This is a genomic window from Streptomyces sp. NPDC059166 (assembly GCF_042755185.1).
Taxonomy (GTDB): domain Bacteria; phylum Actinomycetota; class Actinomycetes; order Streptomycetales; family Streptomycetaceae; genus Streptomyces.
This window is the reverse complement of sequence record NZ_JBHZCI010000002.1, coordinates 116,807-133,065: the sequence shown is the minus strand read 5'-3', so window position 1 is coordinate 133,065 and position 16,259 is coordinate 116,807. Positions and strand designations below refer to the sequence as shown.

6 protein-coding genes and 1 pseudogene are annotated in these 16,259 nt (G+C 62.9%); 5 read left to right on the top strand and 2 right to left on the bottom strand.

Translation table 11 applies throughout. The features are described 5' to 3' along the window. Nucleotides 1-131: 131 nt before the first annotated feature. Nucleotides 132-6,227, top strand: coding sequence for a DNRLRE domain-containing protein (locus tag ACFXOA_RS02040; protein ID WP_385021410.1), 6,096 nt, complete (start codon nt 132-134; stop codon nt 6,225-6,227). A gap of 94 nt (nt 6,228-6,321) precedes the next feature. Further along, on the top strand, nt 6,322-7,368 hold the full coding sequence (locus tag ACFXOA_RS02035; RefSeq protein WP_385021050.1) for a hypothetical protein: 1,047 nt from the start codon (nt 6,322-6,324) through the stop codon (nt 7,366-7,368). A 914-nt stretch (nt 7,369-8,282) separates the two neighbouring features. Here ACFXOA_RS02035 and ACFXOA_RS02030 read toward each other — a convergent pair. Both ACFXOA_RS02030 and ACFXOA_RS02025 read right to left on the bottom strand, forming a co-directional pair. Then, a complete protein-coding gene (locus tag ACFXOA_RS02030) occupies nt 8,283-8,711 on the bottom strand; it encodes a transposase family protein (protein ID WP_385021407.1) in 429 nt (142 codons plus the stop codon). Between the two features lie 235 nt (nt 8,712-8,946). After that, nucleotides 8,947-9,009: pseudogene (locus ACFXOA_RS02025) on the bottom strand (hypothetical protein); the annotation flags it as partial. Nucleotides 9,010-9,589: 580 nt separating this feature from the next. Here ACFXOA_RS02025 and ACFXOA_RS02020 point away from each other — a divergent pair. Genes ACFXOA_RS02020 through ACFXOA_RS02010 form a run of 3 tightly spaced genes read left to right on the top strand, consistent with a single transcriptional unit; the run spans nt 9,590 to nt 16,257 of the window. Then, complete coding sequence (locus tag ACFXOA_RS02020) at nt 9,590-12,865, top strand: ATP-binding protein (RefSeq protein WP_385021047.1); 3,276 nt, start codon at nt 9,590-9,592, stop codon at nt 12,863-12,865. Beyond that, nucleotides 12,862-13,338, top strand: a complete 477-nt coding sequence (locus ACFXOA_RS02015) for a hypothetical protein (RefSeq protein ID WP_385021045.1) — start codon at nt 12,862-12,864, stop codon at nt 13,336-13,338. Before ACFXOA_RS02020 ends, ACFXOA_RS02015 begins: the two co-directional genes overlap by 4 nt. Before the next feature lie 57 nt (nt 13,339-13,395). Continuing rightward, nucleotides 13,396-16,257, top strand: a complete 2,862-nt coding sequence (locus ACFXOA_RS02010; RefSeq protein ID WP_385021042.1) for a DUF1156 domain-containing protein — start codon at nt 13,396-13,398, stop codon at nt 16,255-16,257. Nucleotides 16,258-16,259: the final 2 nt, after the last annotated feature.

The window sequence follows — 16,259 nt, the reverse complement described above, 5'->3', positions numbered from 1 at the left end:
ATCACATAAGTGATGCGTAAGTAGCAGGAGACCGAGGAACGATGACGGCTCACATACCCGCGCTCCACGAGCGCGGGAAACCATGGTCGGGCAAGAGCTTGCGCTACATAGCGGGAAGCCTTGCTCTGGCCCTGGCAGTCACTCTGATCGACGGCACAAGCACCGCGCTGGCCACCGCACCTGCGACGCCCGCAGCGCCGAAGAAGGCGGCGGCCACTCAGGCCGCGGACATCCCTTCCGCCCGCGTTGCCGCGCGTCTGTCCGGTAAGCGTGTCGAAGCGCTGTCCGAGCGCACAGAGACGTCCACGACCTGGGCCAACAAAAATGGTTCGCTGACGACAGAGCTTGCCGCCGGTCCCGTCCGCTTCCAGGACGGCGCCACCGACCAGTGGCGAGACGTGGACCTTGACCTAGCCACCAACCCCGACGGCTCGGTCCAACCTCACGCGCACCCCCGCGGCCTGAGACTCGCGGGCAGGACAGGAAGCCCCGCCACCTCTCTCAAGTCTGCACAAGCCTCAAAGGCCACCGACCTGGTGACGCTCGGCGAGGGCGATCAGCAGATCACCCTGCAGTGGAAGGGCGGACTGCCCGCGCCCAAGCTGACCGGCACGCGGGCCGAATACGTCAACGCCGTCCCCGGCGCGGACGTGGTGGTCGAGGTGACGCGTACAGGCTTCGAGCAGTACGTTGAGATCAAGCAGAAGCCCGCCATCGACGGCTACACCTACACGCTTCCTTTGAAGGCCAAGGGGCTCAAGGCCAAGCAGCAGGCCGACGGCAGTGTGGTGTTCACCGACAAGAAGAACAAGAAGCAGGCTGTCATGCCTGCCCCGGTGATGTGGGACGCCACCGTCGACGAACGCTCAGGAGAGCACACCCGGCGAGTACCCGTCGCGATGAAGATCGTCACCAAGGGCGCTTCCGTCGACCTGGTGATTACTCCTGACGCGAAGTTCCTCGCCGACCCGGCCACCAAGTATCCGGTGACGGTCGACCCCTCCACCTCATCCCTGTCGAACGTTTTCGACACGTACGTCCAGCAGGGCGAGACCGTCGACTGGTCGGCCGACGTTGAACTCGACCTGGGCAACCCGGGCACGAAGAACGCCGACGGCACCCCGCGCACGGCGCAGTCCTTCATCTCGTGGAACACCTCCCCGATCCAGGACGCACTGGTCCTGGACGCAAAGCTGTCCCTGTGGAACTTCCACGCGGGCAACAACCTGGACTGCAAGAACTACCCGTGGGAAGTCTGGTCGTCGCCTGCGGCTTCCACCTCCAGCCGGTGGACGAACCGTCCGACGATGACAGCGAAGAAGGCCACCTCCACCGAAACGCGCGGCAACACATCGTGCACCGCACAGCCTGACGGCTGGATCAACGCCGACGTCACCTCGCTCGCACAGGAGTGGGCGTCGACCAAGGCCACCCGAGGCCACATGGGACTGCGCGCCACCGATGAGAGCGCAATCGCGCAGTGGAAGCGGGTGAACTCCGCAAACGCCGCCTCCAACCCACCGAAGCTAGTCGTCAACTACAACTACCGGCCCCGTACGGGCACAAAGCAGGAAGCCGGTCCCCCCTACTTCTCCTACGGCGGCGCCTACACCGTCAACACGGTCACCCCGACGCTGCGGGACACGTTCGTCGACTCCGACGGTGACAGGGTCAACGGCACCTTCCAGATCTTCGACAACGCCACCAACACCCAGGTCGGCGACGTCATCGTTTCCAAGTACGTGCCCTCGGGACAGGTCGCCTCGGTGACCGTCCCGGCGGGTGTGCTGACCAACGGCAAGACGTACAAGTTCCGGACCTCACCGTACGACGGGGCGCACTACAACGTCGGCTGGTCGGCGTGGAAGACGTTCACCGTCGACACCAGCGCCCCTTCCGCCCCGACGAAGATCGTATCGACGGATTATCCCTCGACCGCGTGGGTCAAGGGCGCAGGCCAGGCCGGAATCTTCACGGTCACTCCGCCCGCGGCCGATCACAACTGGCTGGAGTGGTCGCTGGACGGTGTGACGTGGACCAAGGTCGCTACCGGCGGTTCGGCGGCGGCCAGGGGCATCAGCGTTGTGCCGCCGAAGGACGGTACCCACACCCTGCAGGTGCGGGCCGTGGACAAGGCGGACAACAAGTCCGAGGCCATCGACTACACCTTCCACGCAGGACCTGGCGGGTTCGTTCAGCCGGGTGAGAGCGAGCGCACCGCGCGTCATCTGCCTCTGGTCGCGGAGGCCGATGCCTCCAAGTATGACCAGGTGTCCTTCTCCTGGCGTCGTTCGGAGGCCGACCCCTGGGTGAAGATCCCGGCAGGCGATGTGACCTCCGGTGGCACGGCGCTGTCCGCGTGGCCGGTCCCGATGACGGGCGGCAAGAACGCTCAGCTCGTGTGGAGTGCCACCAGCACCGTCGACCCGGACGGCAGCGTGCAGATCAAGGCCGACTTCACCGGCCCCAACTCTGCTTCAGGCAGCACCGAGCCCTTGACCGTGATCGTGGACCGCAACGCCGACGGCGCCGCTGGCAGCGAGGTGGGACCGGGCTCGGTGAACCTGCTGACCGGTGACTACACCCTGTCCGCTTCCGACGCCACCGCGTTCGGTCTGTCGGTGTCACGCACCGCCACGTCGCGCACACCGGACAAGGGGGCCAAGCAGGAGGGCCAGGCGCCGATCTTCGGCAAGGAATGGGTGGCCGGAACCGGTGGAGAGCTGACGGACTCCGACTACTCGCACGTTCGCCGGACCTCCGACACCGCTGTGGCCGTCGTCGACTCCGAGGGCGAGGAAACCCACTTCACCGCCAACGCCGGTAAGACCGGCTGGATATCCGAGCCCGGCTCCGAGGACCTGACCCTCAAGGGCAGTGTGAGCGGCAGCTTCACACTCACCGACACCGAGGGCACGGTCACCGAGTTCACCAAGGCCGACGCAGCAGCCACGACCTGGCAGGTCTCCAGCACCCTGCTGGACGGTCTCGCCAACTCCACCACCACCGTGATCTCCGAAACGGTCACCGTGGACGGGAAGAAGCTGGCCCGCCCCAAGCGGGTCATCGCGCCGACCTCGGCCGCCACCGCCGCCGCCTGCACCACCGACCCGGCGACCAAGGGCTGCCGCGTCATGGAGTACGTCTACGCCACCTCCACCACCGCCACAGACACCGCATTCGGTGACGTCAGCGGCCAGGTGAAGGAGGTACGCCTGTGGTCCACCGCACCCGGAGCAGCAGCGGCGACGTCCAAGTCCGTGCAGATGTACCTGTACGACGGCACCGGGCGTCTGCGCCAGACCTGGGATCCGCAGATCAGCCCTTCGCTGAAGACGGAATACGCCTACGACACGGCCGGCCGGATCATCCAGCAGACCACGCCCGGCGAGTTGCCGTGGACCTTCACCTACGGCAAGGCCGGTAACGCCGCCACCGCTGGAGAAGGGATGCTCCTCAAAGCCACTCGCCCCGGCCTCCAGCAGGGCACGACCGGCACCGAAGCAGGAACCGCAGCCACCAGCGTCGTCTATGACGTTCCGCTGACCGGTACCTCCGCCCCCTACAAGATGGGCGCCGCGGATGTGAAGGCGTGGGGACAGCTGGACGCGCCGACCGACGCGACCGCAGTCTTCCCCGCCGACTCCGTGCCCTCCTCCAACACGGGCAGCGCGCTCACCGTGGCCGACTACAAGCGCGCCAGTGTCCAGTACCTCGGCGTCTCCGGCCGCGAGGTCAACTCCGTCACTCCCGGCGGACACATCTCCAGCACCGAATACGACCGGTTCGGCAACACGGTCCGTGAACTCTCGGCCGCCAACCGCGCTGTCGCGCTCGGCCTCACCGCCGATGACAAGGCAGCCCAGGCCGATCTCGGCATCGGCCAGATCACCGGCGCCGAGCGAGCCGACCTGCTGACCACCCGATCCATCTACGACGAGACCGGAACCCGCGAGCTGGAAGAGTTCGGCCCGCTGCGGCGCATCGACCTCACCGCCGACCTCAAGTCCGGCACCACCACCCTCGTCCCGTCCGGAACGTCCGTGACCGCCCGTACCTGGACGGTCAATGAATACGACACCGGACGTCCGACCGACGGAACCGCCAAGGTCAAGGACCAGGTCACCAAGGTCACCACAGGTGCTCAGGTGCGGGAGCATTCGAACATCCAGGGCGAGACCCGGGTGACGCAGACGGTCTACGACTGGGCCAAGGGCCTGCCGACCAAGACGATCAAGGACCCGGGCGGCCTCGCGATCACCGAGACCACCGAATACGACACCCAGGGCCGGGTAACCAAACAGCTGCTGCCCGGAGCCACCGGCACCGACGCCGCAACCCGGGTGACCACCTACTGGTCCGCAACCGGCAGTGGAACCTGCGCCGGACGCCCTGAATGGGCGGACCTGCAATGCTCCACCAGCGCGGCCGGTGCAATCACCGGCGGCAGCTCCAACCCGACCGCACTGCCGACCACCACCACCGAGTACGACTGGTGGGGCAAGGCAGCCAAGGTCACCGACACCGCGAACGGCATCACCCGCACCACCACGACGACGTACGACAACGCCGGCCGTCCCACCAAGGTCGCCGTCACCGGCGGCACCGGACAAGCCGTCCCGGAAGCCACCACCGAGTACGACCCGGCCACCGGCCAGGTCATCAAGACCATCTCACCGACCGGCGGAACGATCACCAGGGCGTACGACAAGCTCGGCCGCCAGATCTCCTACACAGACGCAGACGGCGGCAAGACCATTACCGAGTACGACCTGCTCGACCGCCCCGTCAAGGTCACCGACACCTCACCCTCCACCGTCACCTACACCTACGACCACACCATTGAGCCGCGCGGCCTGGTCACCAAGACCACCGACTCCATCGCAGGCGCCTTCTCCGCCGCCTACGACGCCGACGGCTCCGTCAGCAGCGAAAAGCTGCCAGGCGGATACACGCTCAAGCAGACCGAGGACACCACCGGATCGGCTGCCGACCGCACCTACACCCGCGACAGCGACGGTGCGATCGTCTACTCCGACACCGTGACCGAGTCGATCCACAGCCAGGTCACCAACCACGCGGGCTGGTCAGACCAGACCTACCGCTACGACAACGTCGGACGGCTCACCACCGTCGAGGACACCTCCGAGACGGTATGCACCCGCCGGGCGTACGCCTTCGACACACGCACCAACCGCAAGTCGCTCACCACGACGACAGCCGCACCCGGCCTCGACTGCGCCACCACCGGCGGCACCACCACCAACCACGCCTACGACAGCGCCGACCGGCTCGTCGACACGGGCTACACGTACGACGCCTTCGGCCGCACCACCGCCCTGCCCGGCAGCACCATCGGCTACTACGCCAACGACCTCGCGTACCAGCAGATTTCGGGCGGCAAGCGCCAGACCTGGCAGCTCGATGCCAATCTGCGCTTCCGCTCCTGGAAGGTCGAGACCGGCAGCGGCACCACCTGGACCCAGACACAGTCCAAGCTCAACCACTATGACAGCGACGGCGACAACCCTCGCTGGATCACTGAGGACACCGCCACCGGTGCGCTGACCCGTAACGTCGATTCCGCCTCCGGAGACCTCGCCGCGACGACCAGCAAGACCGGCGACACCGTCCTCCAGCTCACCACCATCCACGGCGACGTCGCACTCCAGCTCCCGCTGGACACGAGCAAGGCACCCGTCGCCCTTGACTCGGACGAATACGGCAACGCCCGCAGTGGACAGGCTGCCACGCGCTATAACTGGCTCGGCGCCAAGCAACGCTCCAGCGAAACGCTCACAGGGCTCACGCTCATGGGCGTCCGGCTCTACAATCCCGGGGCCGGCCGTTTCCTTTCCGTCGACCCTGTCTACGGTGGAAACGCCAACGCTTACGACTACTGTTACGGCGAACCGCTTAATTGCGTTGACCTTGACGGTCGATTCGCGTGGGTTTTCTGGGGTGGGTTCTCAAAAAGGTACGACAGAAATCGCATTGCAAACTTCGCCAAAAAGAAGAAGTGGAATCAGGATAATAGGAAAGAGCACCGAACGGGTGCGAGCAAATCAAAGAAGGATAAGCATCAGAACGCGAGGGGGCACGGCGGATGGAAAAAGCGCTCAAATCCCAAGTGGAAGAAATTCGGGCGCGTGGGTAGCCTGCGAGGGTGGGGATGGAGCACGAGAAGGATCAACGTGAATCGCTACTCGTACCGTTTTCGCCACTAAAACGACACGGTTAGATTTGTAATAGAGGGCGGAATATTCCGTCAGCTAGCTGTTCGTGGGCTGCCGCCGAGTCCTCGGTGGCAGCCCTTCGGTCATGCATCAAGAAACGGTGATAGTCATGGGACTCGGAACTCTCTGGGGCAAGCTTCTCATCCTTGACAAGACAGAGAAAGCTGCAGTTAAGGTGCTGCATCGGAAGGCTGCGAGGGGTGATTGTGATGCAGCAGCCGCACTCGCAGGATTTCTGGAGGATAGAGGGGATCTCCAGAAGGCCGCAGAAGTGTTGAGGCAGTGCATCCAAAGCGGTGGGACAGAAGCGGCACTATATCTCGCTGACATTGAAAGTAAAAAAGGTGGCGATTTCGGCGATGCGGAGCATTGGTTCCGGTTTGCAGTAGAGCATGGAGTTGACGGAGCCCGCAATGACTTCGGTTGCTTTCTTTCTGAGATCGATCGAACAACCGAAGCCGAAGAGCTATTCAGAGAAGCCGCAGAGGAGGGCGACGAGCTCGCCGTCGGCAATCTGGGGAAATTGTACTTCGACCTACGAGATTACGAATCAGCGCATCTGTGGCTAAAAATGGCGAGCGACTCAGGGAATCGCTCAGCCTTCCCATATCTAGCGCGAATTGAGATTGAGCGAGATAACAGGGAAGTGGCATCTATCTATCTGGAGGAAGCTCTCAAGCGAGACGCCGACGGGGCAGAACTGGCGAACGCTCTATACCTTTGGAAATTTTGTCTCACCAAAGAAAACGCAATCGCCATAGAGGAAGCCTTTAAGAAATCTCTCGACGGGGCGGCGGAGGCGCATTTCCACTTCGCAAATTGGCTCAATTCGCAAGGGCGAAAACAAGAAGCGATAGATCAGCACGCGCTGGCAGCCGCTTTGGGGGAGGTCAATGCGCACCTAAATCTTGCGATAATTTTGGACGGCATGGAGAGGAAGGAAGAGGCAGAGCGCCATCTCCGACAAGGAATGGCTGGCGGTGACGGGGCTGCAGCAGCGGGCTTGGCCAGATTTTTGGCAGACCAGGGAAATTTGGAGGAAATTCCTGATGCTATTAATGAAGCTGCTCGTCTCGGCCGCCCGCAATCCGATATCTCAGAACTCTGGGACATGTACAGGGAGCTCACGTGAGGATGGGACTGCTGCAGGGGTGGGTGGCAGGGGGGGGTGCCTCTATGTCTTTCGTCAAGGCCCCCCTGTCGGTTTTGGGAATGTTGGTCCCGTTCATGCGGCGAGGATGGTGGGCGGCGATCAGCCATGGTTTGTGAAGCCCACCGCCGCGCGGAGGTGGTCGACTGTACTGGAAGGTGAAAGCCTTCCTGCGCTCCTCGGGCGCATTGCTTGCGCGAGGCTGAGATGGAGCGGTGTGGCGAACGCCTAACCGATCCCCGTTCGAGCGGTATTGAGGAGGATGCAGCCGGATGGAAACGGGTGGCTATGTCCGTTGTTTCGGCATCGTCGCAGGTGAGAGGCGTCACTCGTTTGGGTTCGAGTCCCACCCGCCCCACCTAGTATCCCCAGGCAGAATCGTTCTGACCTGGGGAAACGCGTTTTTCGGGCGGTGTTCTCCGTGCAGCGTTCGCTGCACGACGGTGCAGCGAACGCGGAGCTGCGCGTATCCAGCGAAAGTCATGTACGGCTGTGACCTGCGCTTTTATGCATCCTCGCCCGTGGGATGGGTGTGGGCTGCTCCCACGGCTCCGCTTTGATGGCGAGACGCCCCGCACTTGGGGATGTTCGATCCGGGGGCAGCACCGCCATGGTGCTCCCACGTCGCTCGGACTCAGCCGCGTGGCGCTGAGACCTTCCCGCGCCTTCGTAGGCCCCCTACGTTGGGGAGCTGCTCCGAACTGAGGCGTTCGGCGCGCTCGCTGGCCCTTGTAAGTCTGTGATGGACTGGCTACTCACTCACGACCTGACGGCCGCGGGCATCGCTGAGGTCCGCCGCCCTAATCCCTGTTCGCACGAACATGCGGGTCCGTGGCCTAACGAGCTCGTACATGGTTGGCGGTAGCGCGTCGAAGGCCGCGGACTGGCCGCCGTGTTCACGTTCGTGTGCCGCTGGCCGTGGCGGCCTGCTGGTGCGAGTGCAGTCCAGCGACAGCTTGGATGGTGACACTCATGTGCTCGCGACGGCCGTGGTGGCGGGCGAGGGGTCGCCAGTTCTTCAGATGGCCGATGCTGTGCTCGACCCGGATGCGGCGTGAGGAGTGGGCCTTGTGCTGACGCTTGTGCATCTCCTCGTACCACTCGGGCGGGTTCTTCTTGAACTTGCGGTGCGGTGGCGTTACCGCGCGCCCGCCGGTCTGGGCGCCCAGACCCTGGTAGCCGGCGTCGGCGAGGATCTCCACGGCTGGACCGTCGGCCAGGACCTTGACCAGGCCCAGCTTCCGAGCGTGCGGGATGTCCGCGCAGCTCGCAGGCTCGGCCGGACTGCAGAACAGCAGCCGCCCCTCGGCGTCCGTGACGACCATGGACTTCACGGCGTTCTGCTTGTTTCCCGGAGATGAACTTCTCCCGGTCCTTGCGCCCGGCGGCCGGGCGTCGCACTCGGATCTCGGTGCCGTCGATGATGCCGGTCTGTCCACTCGCGCCGAGGTGGTCGATGACTTCGGCCAGTGTCCGAAGCCGGACGCCAGGGCTGATCGTGCACCCTCGCGCGGCGAGCAGGGGGCATATCTCACTGATGGCCCGGGTGATGGTGGAGCGGTCAACTCCGGACCAGCAGGCCAGCACATCGTGGGTAACCCCGTGGCGAAGGTGCACGAGCATGGCCAGGAGCCGGTCGACGAACACCAGCCGGTGCTTCGCACCGACGCCCACAGCACGCTTCCGCGGCCGAGAGGTCAGCTTGGCCTTGTGACGCTCATGCCACAACGGTCCGACCTCGGCCACGAGTTCAGCGATCACTTCGGCCGACAAGCTCGTAATCCGACGGTTGCTGACGATCGCTGCACGAGTCGCGTTCCCCACCACCCGACCATGATCAACCATCCCGGGCTCGAGGTCTCACCGCTTACCGTGCACGAGCTCGTTAGCGGCGGGTCTCCTCGCCCACTCGGACGCGGTCCTCAAGAACGAGGCACGCTCTTCTCATGGCAACCGCCGCTACCGGTGTAAGGGCCAGAGCGGGGTCTTCTTCCCAGCAGGGGAGACCGGGCCGAGAAGGTCGCGGAGGTGAGGTGCTGGCACGCAGCAGCGATCAGCAGGCAATCGCCTGGGTGCATTGATCCAACAGCTCTTACATGTGCACAGCATCATCATCTAAGCTGACGGTCCGTCTGACTCTGGGCCGAACTCAGCGGGAGAGCCCAGCATTTGACAGTCAATCCGTTCCTGGGGTGGGGTTTTCGTGGCACGGTTGGTGTCGCTGCGTAGCGCGTGCGTGGCTCGTGATGATGTCCTTGAAGGTCAGCTGGCTGACAATCACTTCGCAGCACAACTGGACAAGGTGGTCCGCGACGCGGAGAACTACCCGGTGTACGGCGACGCAGAGGCATTCTTCGCGCAGACTTACCCCACAAGCGGCCTGAAGAAGCTGCTCACCAAGACCTTCGGCCGTCTGACCGGAGCGAAGGGCGTCGCGGGGGAGAACGGCGTACTTCGCCCGACGACCTCGTTCGGTGGCGGCAAGACCCATGGCCTGACCGCCGTCTACCATCTGGCCAAGGGTGCACGACCGTCCAACCTCACCAATTTCCTCGACCCAAGCCTGCTCCCTGAGGGCCCGGTCCAGGTCGCCGGCCTGGTCGGCGATGCCCTCGACCCGACTGCGGGTATCGAGACGAGCGGCCATCGCACCTACACGATGTGGGGTGAGATGGCGGCCCAGATTAGCGATGAAGCGTTCGCGGTGATGGAGGCGAACGACACCCAACGTACCGCTCCGGGCACGGCCACGATTAAGGCCGCTTTCGGCGGCAAGCCAGCAGTGGTGATCGTCGACGAGATCGCCAAGTACCTGCGGGCAGTGGCCTCTTCGGGCAGCGAGGACGTGCGCCGCATGGCTGGCGCGATCCCGGTCTTCCTCGGCAATCTCTTCGAGGTCGCCTCCGATCCGACTAACAAGGTATCGGTCATCATCACCCTGGCCGCGACCACGAATGCGTTCGGTGCCGAGACCACCGAGATCAGCGAGTTGACCGGTGAGGAGAAAGAGGAGGTCGATGCCGCTAACGCCGCCTCACTCAAGGCAGCCCAGGAGATTGGCGACGTGCTGACCCGCGCGGTGCAGCCGAGCGCGGTAATCAAGCCGGCTGATGACAACGAGATCGGAGAGATTCTCAAGAAGCGCATCTTCGCTTCCGTCGATGAGGGCGCCGCCAGGGCAGCCGGGGAGACATACCGTGCCTTCTATGAACAACTCGCCAAGACCGAGCAACTCGCGGGTGGTGCAGAGCACCCGTCTTCGTATGGCGATTTGGTCACCAAGACCTACCCGTTCCACCCCGAACTGGTTCGCGTCCTCGACAAGCGCCTAGGCAATATCTCCGAGTTCCAACGCGCCCGCGGCGCCCTGAAACTCCTGGCCGAGGTCGTGGCCAACATCTACGCCACGAACGACGACACGGCGATCATCAACGTCGGCGACATCGACTACGCCAACGAGCCGGTCCTCAACCACCTCACCGACGGCCTCGGCCGTGCCGAGTACGCGGGCGTGGCCAAGGGCGACTTCGCCTCAAAAACGTCCCACGCGGCTGTCGTCGATGCTGACGTCTTCCCCGGTAAACCTGCCTACGCCGCCCGCGTGGCCCGCACCGTGTTCACCCACTCCCTGGAAATGGTGTCGACCGCAGGAGCAGGCCGCAACGACTGGCTGGTCGGCACCCTGCGCCCCAGTGAGGATGCCACCATCTTCGAGAAGGCGCTGACTGAGTCGGAAAAGGTATTCTGGCACCTGTCGTACGACGGTGCTCGCTGGCGCTTTAACGTCGAGCCCAACGTCAACGCCATCATCGAGACAGAGAAGCGTAACGTCGCGAACACGGCGGTGTCTGCTGAGGTCCACAGCCTGATACAGAAGGCGTTCGCTAACGACGGCGGGGTCACTGCGATCCACTTTCCGTCAGGCCCCGCCGAGATTCCAGACAAGGATGCACTGCGCGTCGTCGTGCTCAACCACGACGTAGTCACGGTAGACCCGCGCCACGCCGACCACCCGCCTGCACAGGTCGTGGAGATGCTCGACAAGGTTGGCTCAGTCGGCGCGCCGCGAAAGTACCGTAACTCCCTCGTCTTCGCCTTGGCCGACGCGCAGCAGGTTCATGTGCTCAAGGACCGTGCACGTGCCCTGATCGCCTCTAGCAACCTTGCCGCCGATACCCACCGGTTGGGTCAGTTCAGCGAGGAGGTGCGCAAGAAGGTCGAGACCTACGACAAGGAGGCCCGACTCCAGGCGCGCATCGCGGTCACCCGGTGCTTCAAGCACATCTACTACCCGTCGGACGAAAAGGCCACCGGCTACCTGCGTCACCGCGAGCTCCCCGCCCGTGCCCAGGGCGACCCGAAGAATGCCACCTCTGCTGTCATCACGCTGTTGACCGACGAGGAGAAGATACGTACCAGCCCGTTCACCGCCTCTTTCCTGCGTAACCGAACCTGGGCGAACAAGGGGGCCACGAGCACGGTCTCTATCGCCGACTACTTCTGGTCCGACCACAAGGCATCCATCGTCCGCAACACCTCCCTGCTGCGTGACGCGATTCTTAACGGCGTCAACCACGAGGGCTGGGTCTACTACGACTCGGCCAGCGGCAAGGCATACACGGCCAGCAGTCAGGCGGGCATGTCCATCAGCTTCAGCGCCGACACCGAGGTCATGACGATGGCCGAGGCGCAGAAGCGCGGCCTCCTGGTCCGCAAGCCCAGCCAGACCGACCTTCGCTCAGTGCTGAACAGCGACCATTTCACCGGTTCCGACCTCCGCTCCCGCCTCGATGTAGCCTGCGGGGGCGAGCCTTCCAAAACCGACGTCCTTGAGTTGTTGGCCACCGCCGTCCAGTCCAGCGAGTACAGCTGGTTCGTCATTACCGACACAGAGCCTGCCGCTGGCGTCCGGGCACTCTCGCCCTCAGTGATCAAGGACAAGGGCCTCGATACCCTCCATATCCTGCTTCGTGAGGCTGCCGACGAGATCGGCGTTCAGATTCCCACTCGCACCGCCACCTCCAAGACCTTCACAGCGCACGGCCCTGGTGGCGCGGCTATGCAGACTCTGATCGATGCCGTCTCTGACTACGCGATCCGCGCCATCTCCACCATCACGTTGAAGGTAAGCGCGGATGCCGCGTCCGGCACGAGCGACCTCGACCTCGCCGTCGCCTCGCTCGGCATGCTGCAGAAACAGAGCATCACGGTCCGCTCCACCATCCGCGCCGAATACAAAGGGCTCACTGGAGGAGGCATCCAGTTCCACGGCACCGCCGAGCGCGCCGACTTCCAGATGGTCTACGGCCACGCCAAAAAGGCACTCACCGCTGCCACCAAGGTCGTTGGCGATATCACCCTAACCTTCCGGTTCGATCCGGCACTCGATGTTGACGACCCGCAGTTCGCCCAGATACATGACGTCATTAAGAAGCTCGGCATGAAGGGCACAACGATGACTGCCGAGGTAACCAAGTGACCACCTCTCAGCGCTCGATAACCATCTCGAGCCGCCGGCTCGCTGCCGTCAGCGGCGTCCGAGGCTTTCGTTTCACCGTGAATCCCGGTCGCGGCGAGACCTACGGCCTCACTATGGAGGAGACGTACGGCGAGGCCGGCTCCGTCCTTGCCACGGCCGTCGTCACCCTCACCCCGCAGCAGACGGCTCGCATCGTCGATGTCCTGTTCGCTGCTATAAGGCGATCCGGCCATCAGCCCAGCGTGTTGACCTTCTCCCGCAAGGCACCGATTCGGCTCACCGAACCCGACGGCGTGCGCCTGGTCCTGATTCTGCTGGTCACCCAGCCCATCGCAAAGTACGAGCGCGTTCGCGCACTCGTCGCCGGTATCAATGCTATGAGCACCGAGGAGACCTACTACTGGTACTCCAAGTGCATCGGAGTCGATGCCAAACGCGCCCGTAAGGCCCTTCGCATTCTTCTCTCCGACTAGTGAAAGTACGTATCCGTGACAACGCGGCCCAAGGTACTGGCTGAAGATTGGCTGCCGGTGGCAGCTCTGAGCATCGAGTCGCGACGCGAGGCTGCTCCGATTCCAGGACAGTTCCCGAAGCTCAAGACCCTCCATCAATGGTGGGCTCGTCGCCCTATCGTCGCCTCGGCGGCTACAGTTCTGGCGGGAGTCCTGCCAGCCTGGAGCGACGAACTTGCGGAGCGGCATCCTACGATTGGAGCGCTGCAAACCGAGCGGGCGTACCGCGACTGGTTCAACCGTCTCATCGGCATTTGGGGAGACCCAGTGCTGGCGAAACGAACCAGCGAAGCTGCTAAGGCTGCGGGCGTCAAACTTAAGGACAACCCCTACACCTACCGTCCAGCGTTCAAGAACAGTGTGGGCGAGCAGGAGATCCGAGAGTTGCACGAGGTGCTCGTCGACACCTGGGGTCGCATTCCTGCAGTTGCAGATGTGACCGCGGGGGGAGGCTCTATCCCATGGGCTGCGCTGCGCTTGGGTCTGCCGACCTACGCGAACGACCTGAACAGCGTGGCTGTGTCGATCCTGAACGCAAGCCTCACAATCCCAGTGAAACGCGGCACAGCACTAACTCCCCTCCTGCGCGAGTGGGGTCAGCGGATCGTGGACGACGCCACCACCACACTCCTTGAGTACTTCCCAAAGGCCGACAGGGAGACGGTCACGAACTACCTCTATGCCCATGCGGTGACTTGCCCCCGTACTGGTCGGATTGTGCCGCTGATGCCGGATTGGTGGCTTAGGAAGGGAGTCAAGCCAGCCGCGGTGCGGATCCGGACTCAACTCGACGGAGTCGAGTTGCAGACCCCGAGATTTGAAGTCGTGCATGGGGCGGACATCGATTTCGACGCTGACAGGGGCCTCCTTGCGGGCGGCCGCGCGATCAGTCCATACGACGATCTTGTCGTCGATGGCGACTACATCAAGGCCGAGGCTAAGGCCGGCCGCATGACTCAGGTTCTCTATGCAGTTGTAGTTAAGACGTCCACTGGACGAACTTTCCGATCACCGACCGAAGCCGACCTAGAGGCGCTCGATAGGGCGGAGCGGCTTGTCAACGAAAACCTCGGAACCTGGGAGGCCACAGGAATTGTTCCCTCGACCCCGATTCCTGACGTGTCGAACTATGACCGTGGGCACCGGATGTACGGTATTAACAAGTGGGCTGACTTCTTCTCCCCTCGTCAGCTCCTCACGCACGCGGCCTTCGTTCAGGCATTTCGTCAGGTTGCCGATAAAATGCAAATGGAGCTCGACGAGAACCTTGCGAGCGATATTCTCACCGAGCTTGCCTTGATGCAGGGGAAGGCGCTGAACTACAACGCTCGGCAAACGTCTTGGAACGTGAATCGCCAGTCGACTCGCGCTGTCTTTGAGAAACACAACTTTGCGTTTAAGTGGACTTTCGTCGAATTTCCAGGTCCGGGAGAACTGCTGCCGTGGTGTCTGCGTCAGTTGGTTGATGCTTACGACGAGATCGCACGTCTCCTTGAAGAAACTGGCAGTAGTGCGCCGGGGGTACGGCTAGAGCGAAATGTGCAGGTAACCGCCGGTACTGCAGCTGACGTGCCATCTATTTCTGACGGATCTATCCAGCACATTTGCATGGACCCGCCGTACTACGCCAACGTGATGTACTCCGAGCTCTCCAATTTCTTCTACGCCTGGCAGCGGGAAACCCTTGGTGTAGTAACGCCGGAGCTATTCGAAGAAGAAAATACCGACCTCGAAAACGAGGCTGTCACCAACCACGCACGGTTTGCAGCGCTCGGTAGCCGTAAGAAGGAGATAGCGGGCCTCGACTACGAGGCGAAGATGGCTGCGATCTTTACTGAGTGTTGCAGAATTCTCTCTGACGACGGCGTGCTCACGGTGATGTTCACCAACAAAAACGCTCGTGCATGGGATGCATTGGGTTCGGCGCTAATAGCAGCGGGTTTCACGGTCGAGACGTCCTGGCCTGTCGCAACTGAGCCAGAGTCCAGCAGCCACCAAGCCAACAAGAACGCCGCAGAGTCCACAATTATGTTGGTCTGTCGAAAGCGGGACCGGAGCGGTGACGGCGGGAAGCGGTACTTCGAAGACGTAGCGCCTGAAGTCCGTGCAGCAGCACGGGGCGCGTCGGTCCGCTTCGCCGAAGACGGCATTGAAGGTGTCGACCTGATGCTCGCCACTTACGGCCCTGCGCTGTCTGTCATCTCGCGGAACTGGCCCGTCTACTCTTCGGTTCCCGATGCGAGCGGAGCCGACCGGCTCTTGAGGCCAGAGGAGGCTCTGGACACCGCACGCGAGGAGGTTGTCGAGCTCCGACGCCGCCGCCTCGTCGGCGAATCCGTCCAAATCGATAGCCTTACCGACTTCGTACTCATGGCCTGGGACATATTCAAGGCGCGGGAAGCTGACTTCGATGCTGCTCGGCTTCTAGCCCTTGCCGTTGGCGGACTAGACATCGATTACCTGACGCGAGCTAAAGTGCTCAAGAAGAAAGCTGGAACCGTTGAGTTGTTGGCACCTGAAGAGCGGCTTCGGAGGGGCAATGAAGGTGATGTTCCTGGAGTCCGCCTAAAGGCAGCAAGGTTTGAGCACCTAATTGATGCTGTCGACACCATGCTCTACATTGCGAAGGTTGACGGCATGCAAGCTGCTAAGCGTTTCGTTGATCAGCATGGCTATATCGATGATGGTGCGTTCATTGCAACCATTCAAGGCTTGATTAATACGATCCCTCGCAAGAAGTCAAAAGGAGTATGGGTCTACCCGGAGGCGGGGCTTCTCGACACTCTGTGCACGCTCTACTTCGGTAGCGTTGATCTCTCAGTCGGTGATATCCCTGTGATGCCGATTGACGAACCAGCCGCTCTCTTCGAGATGGAGTGAGG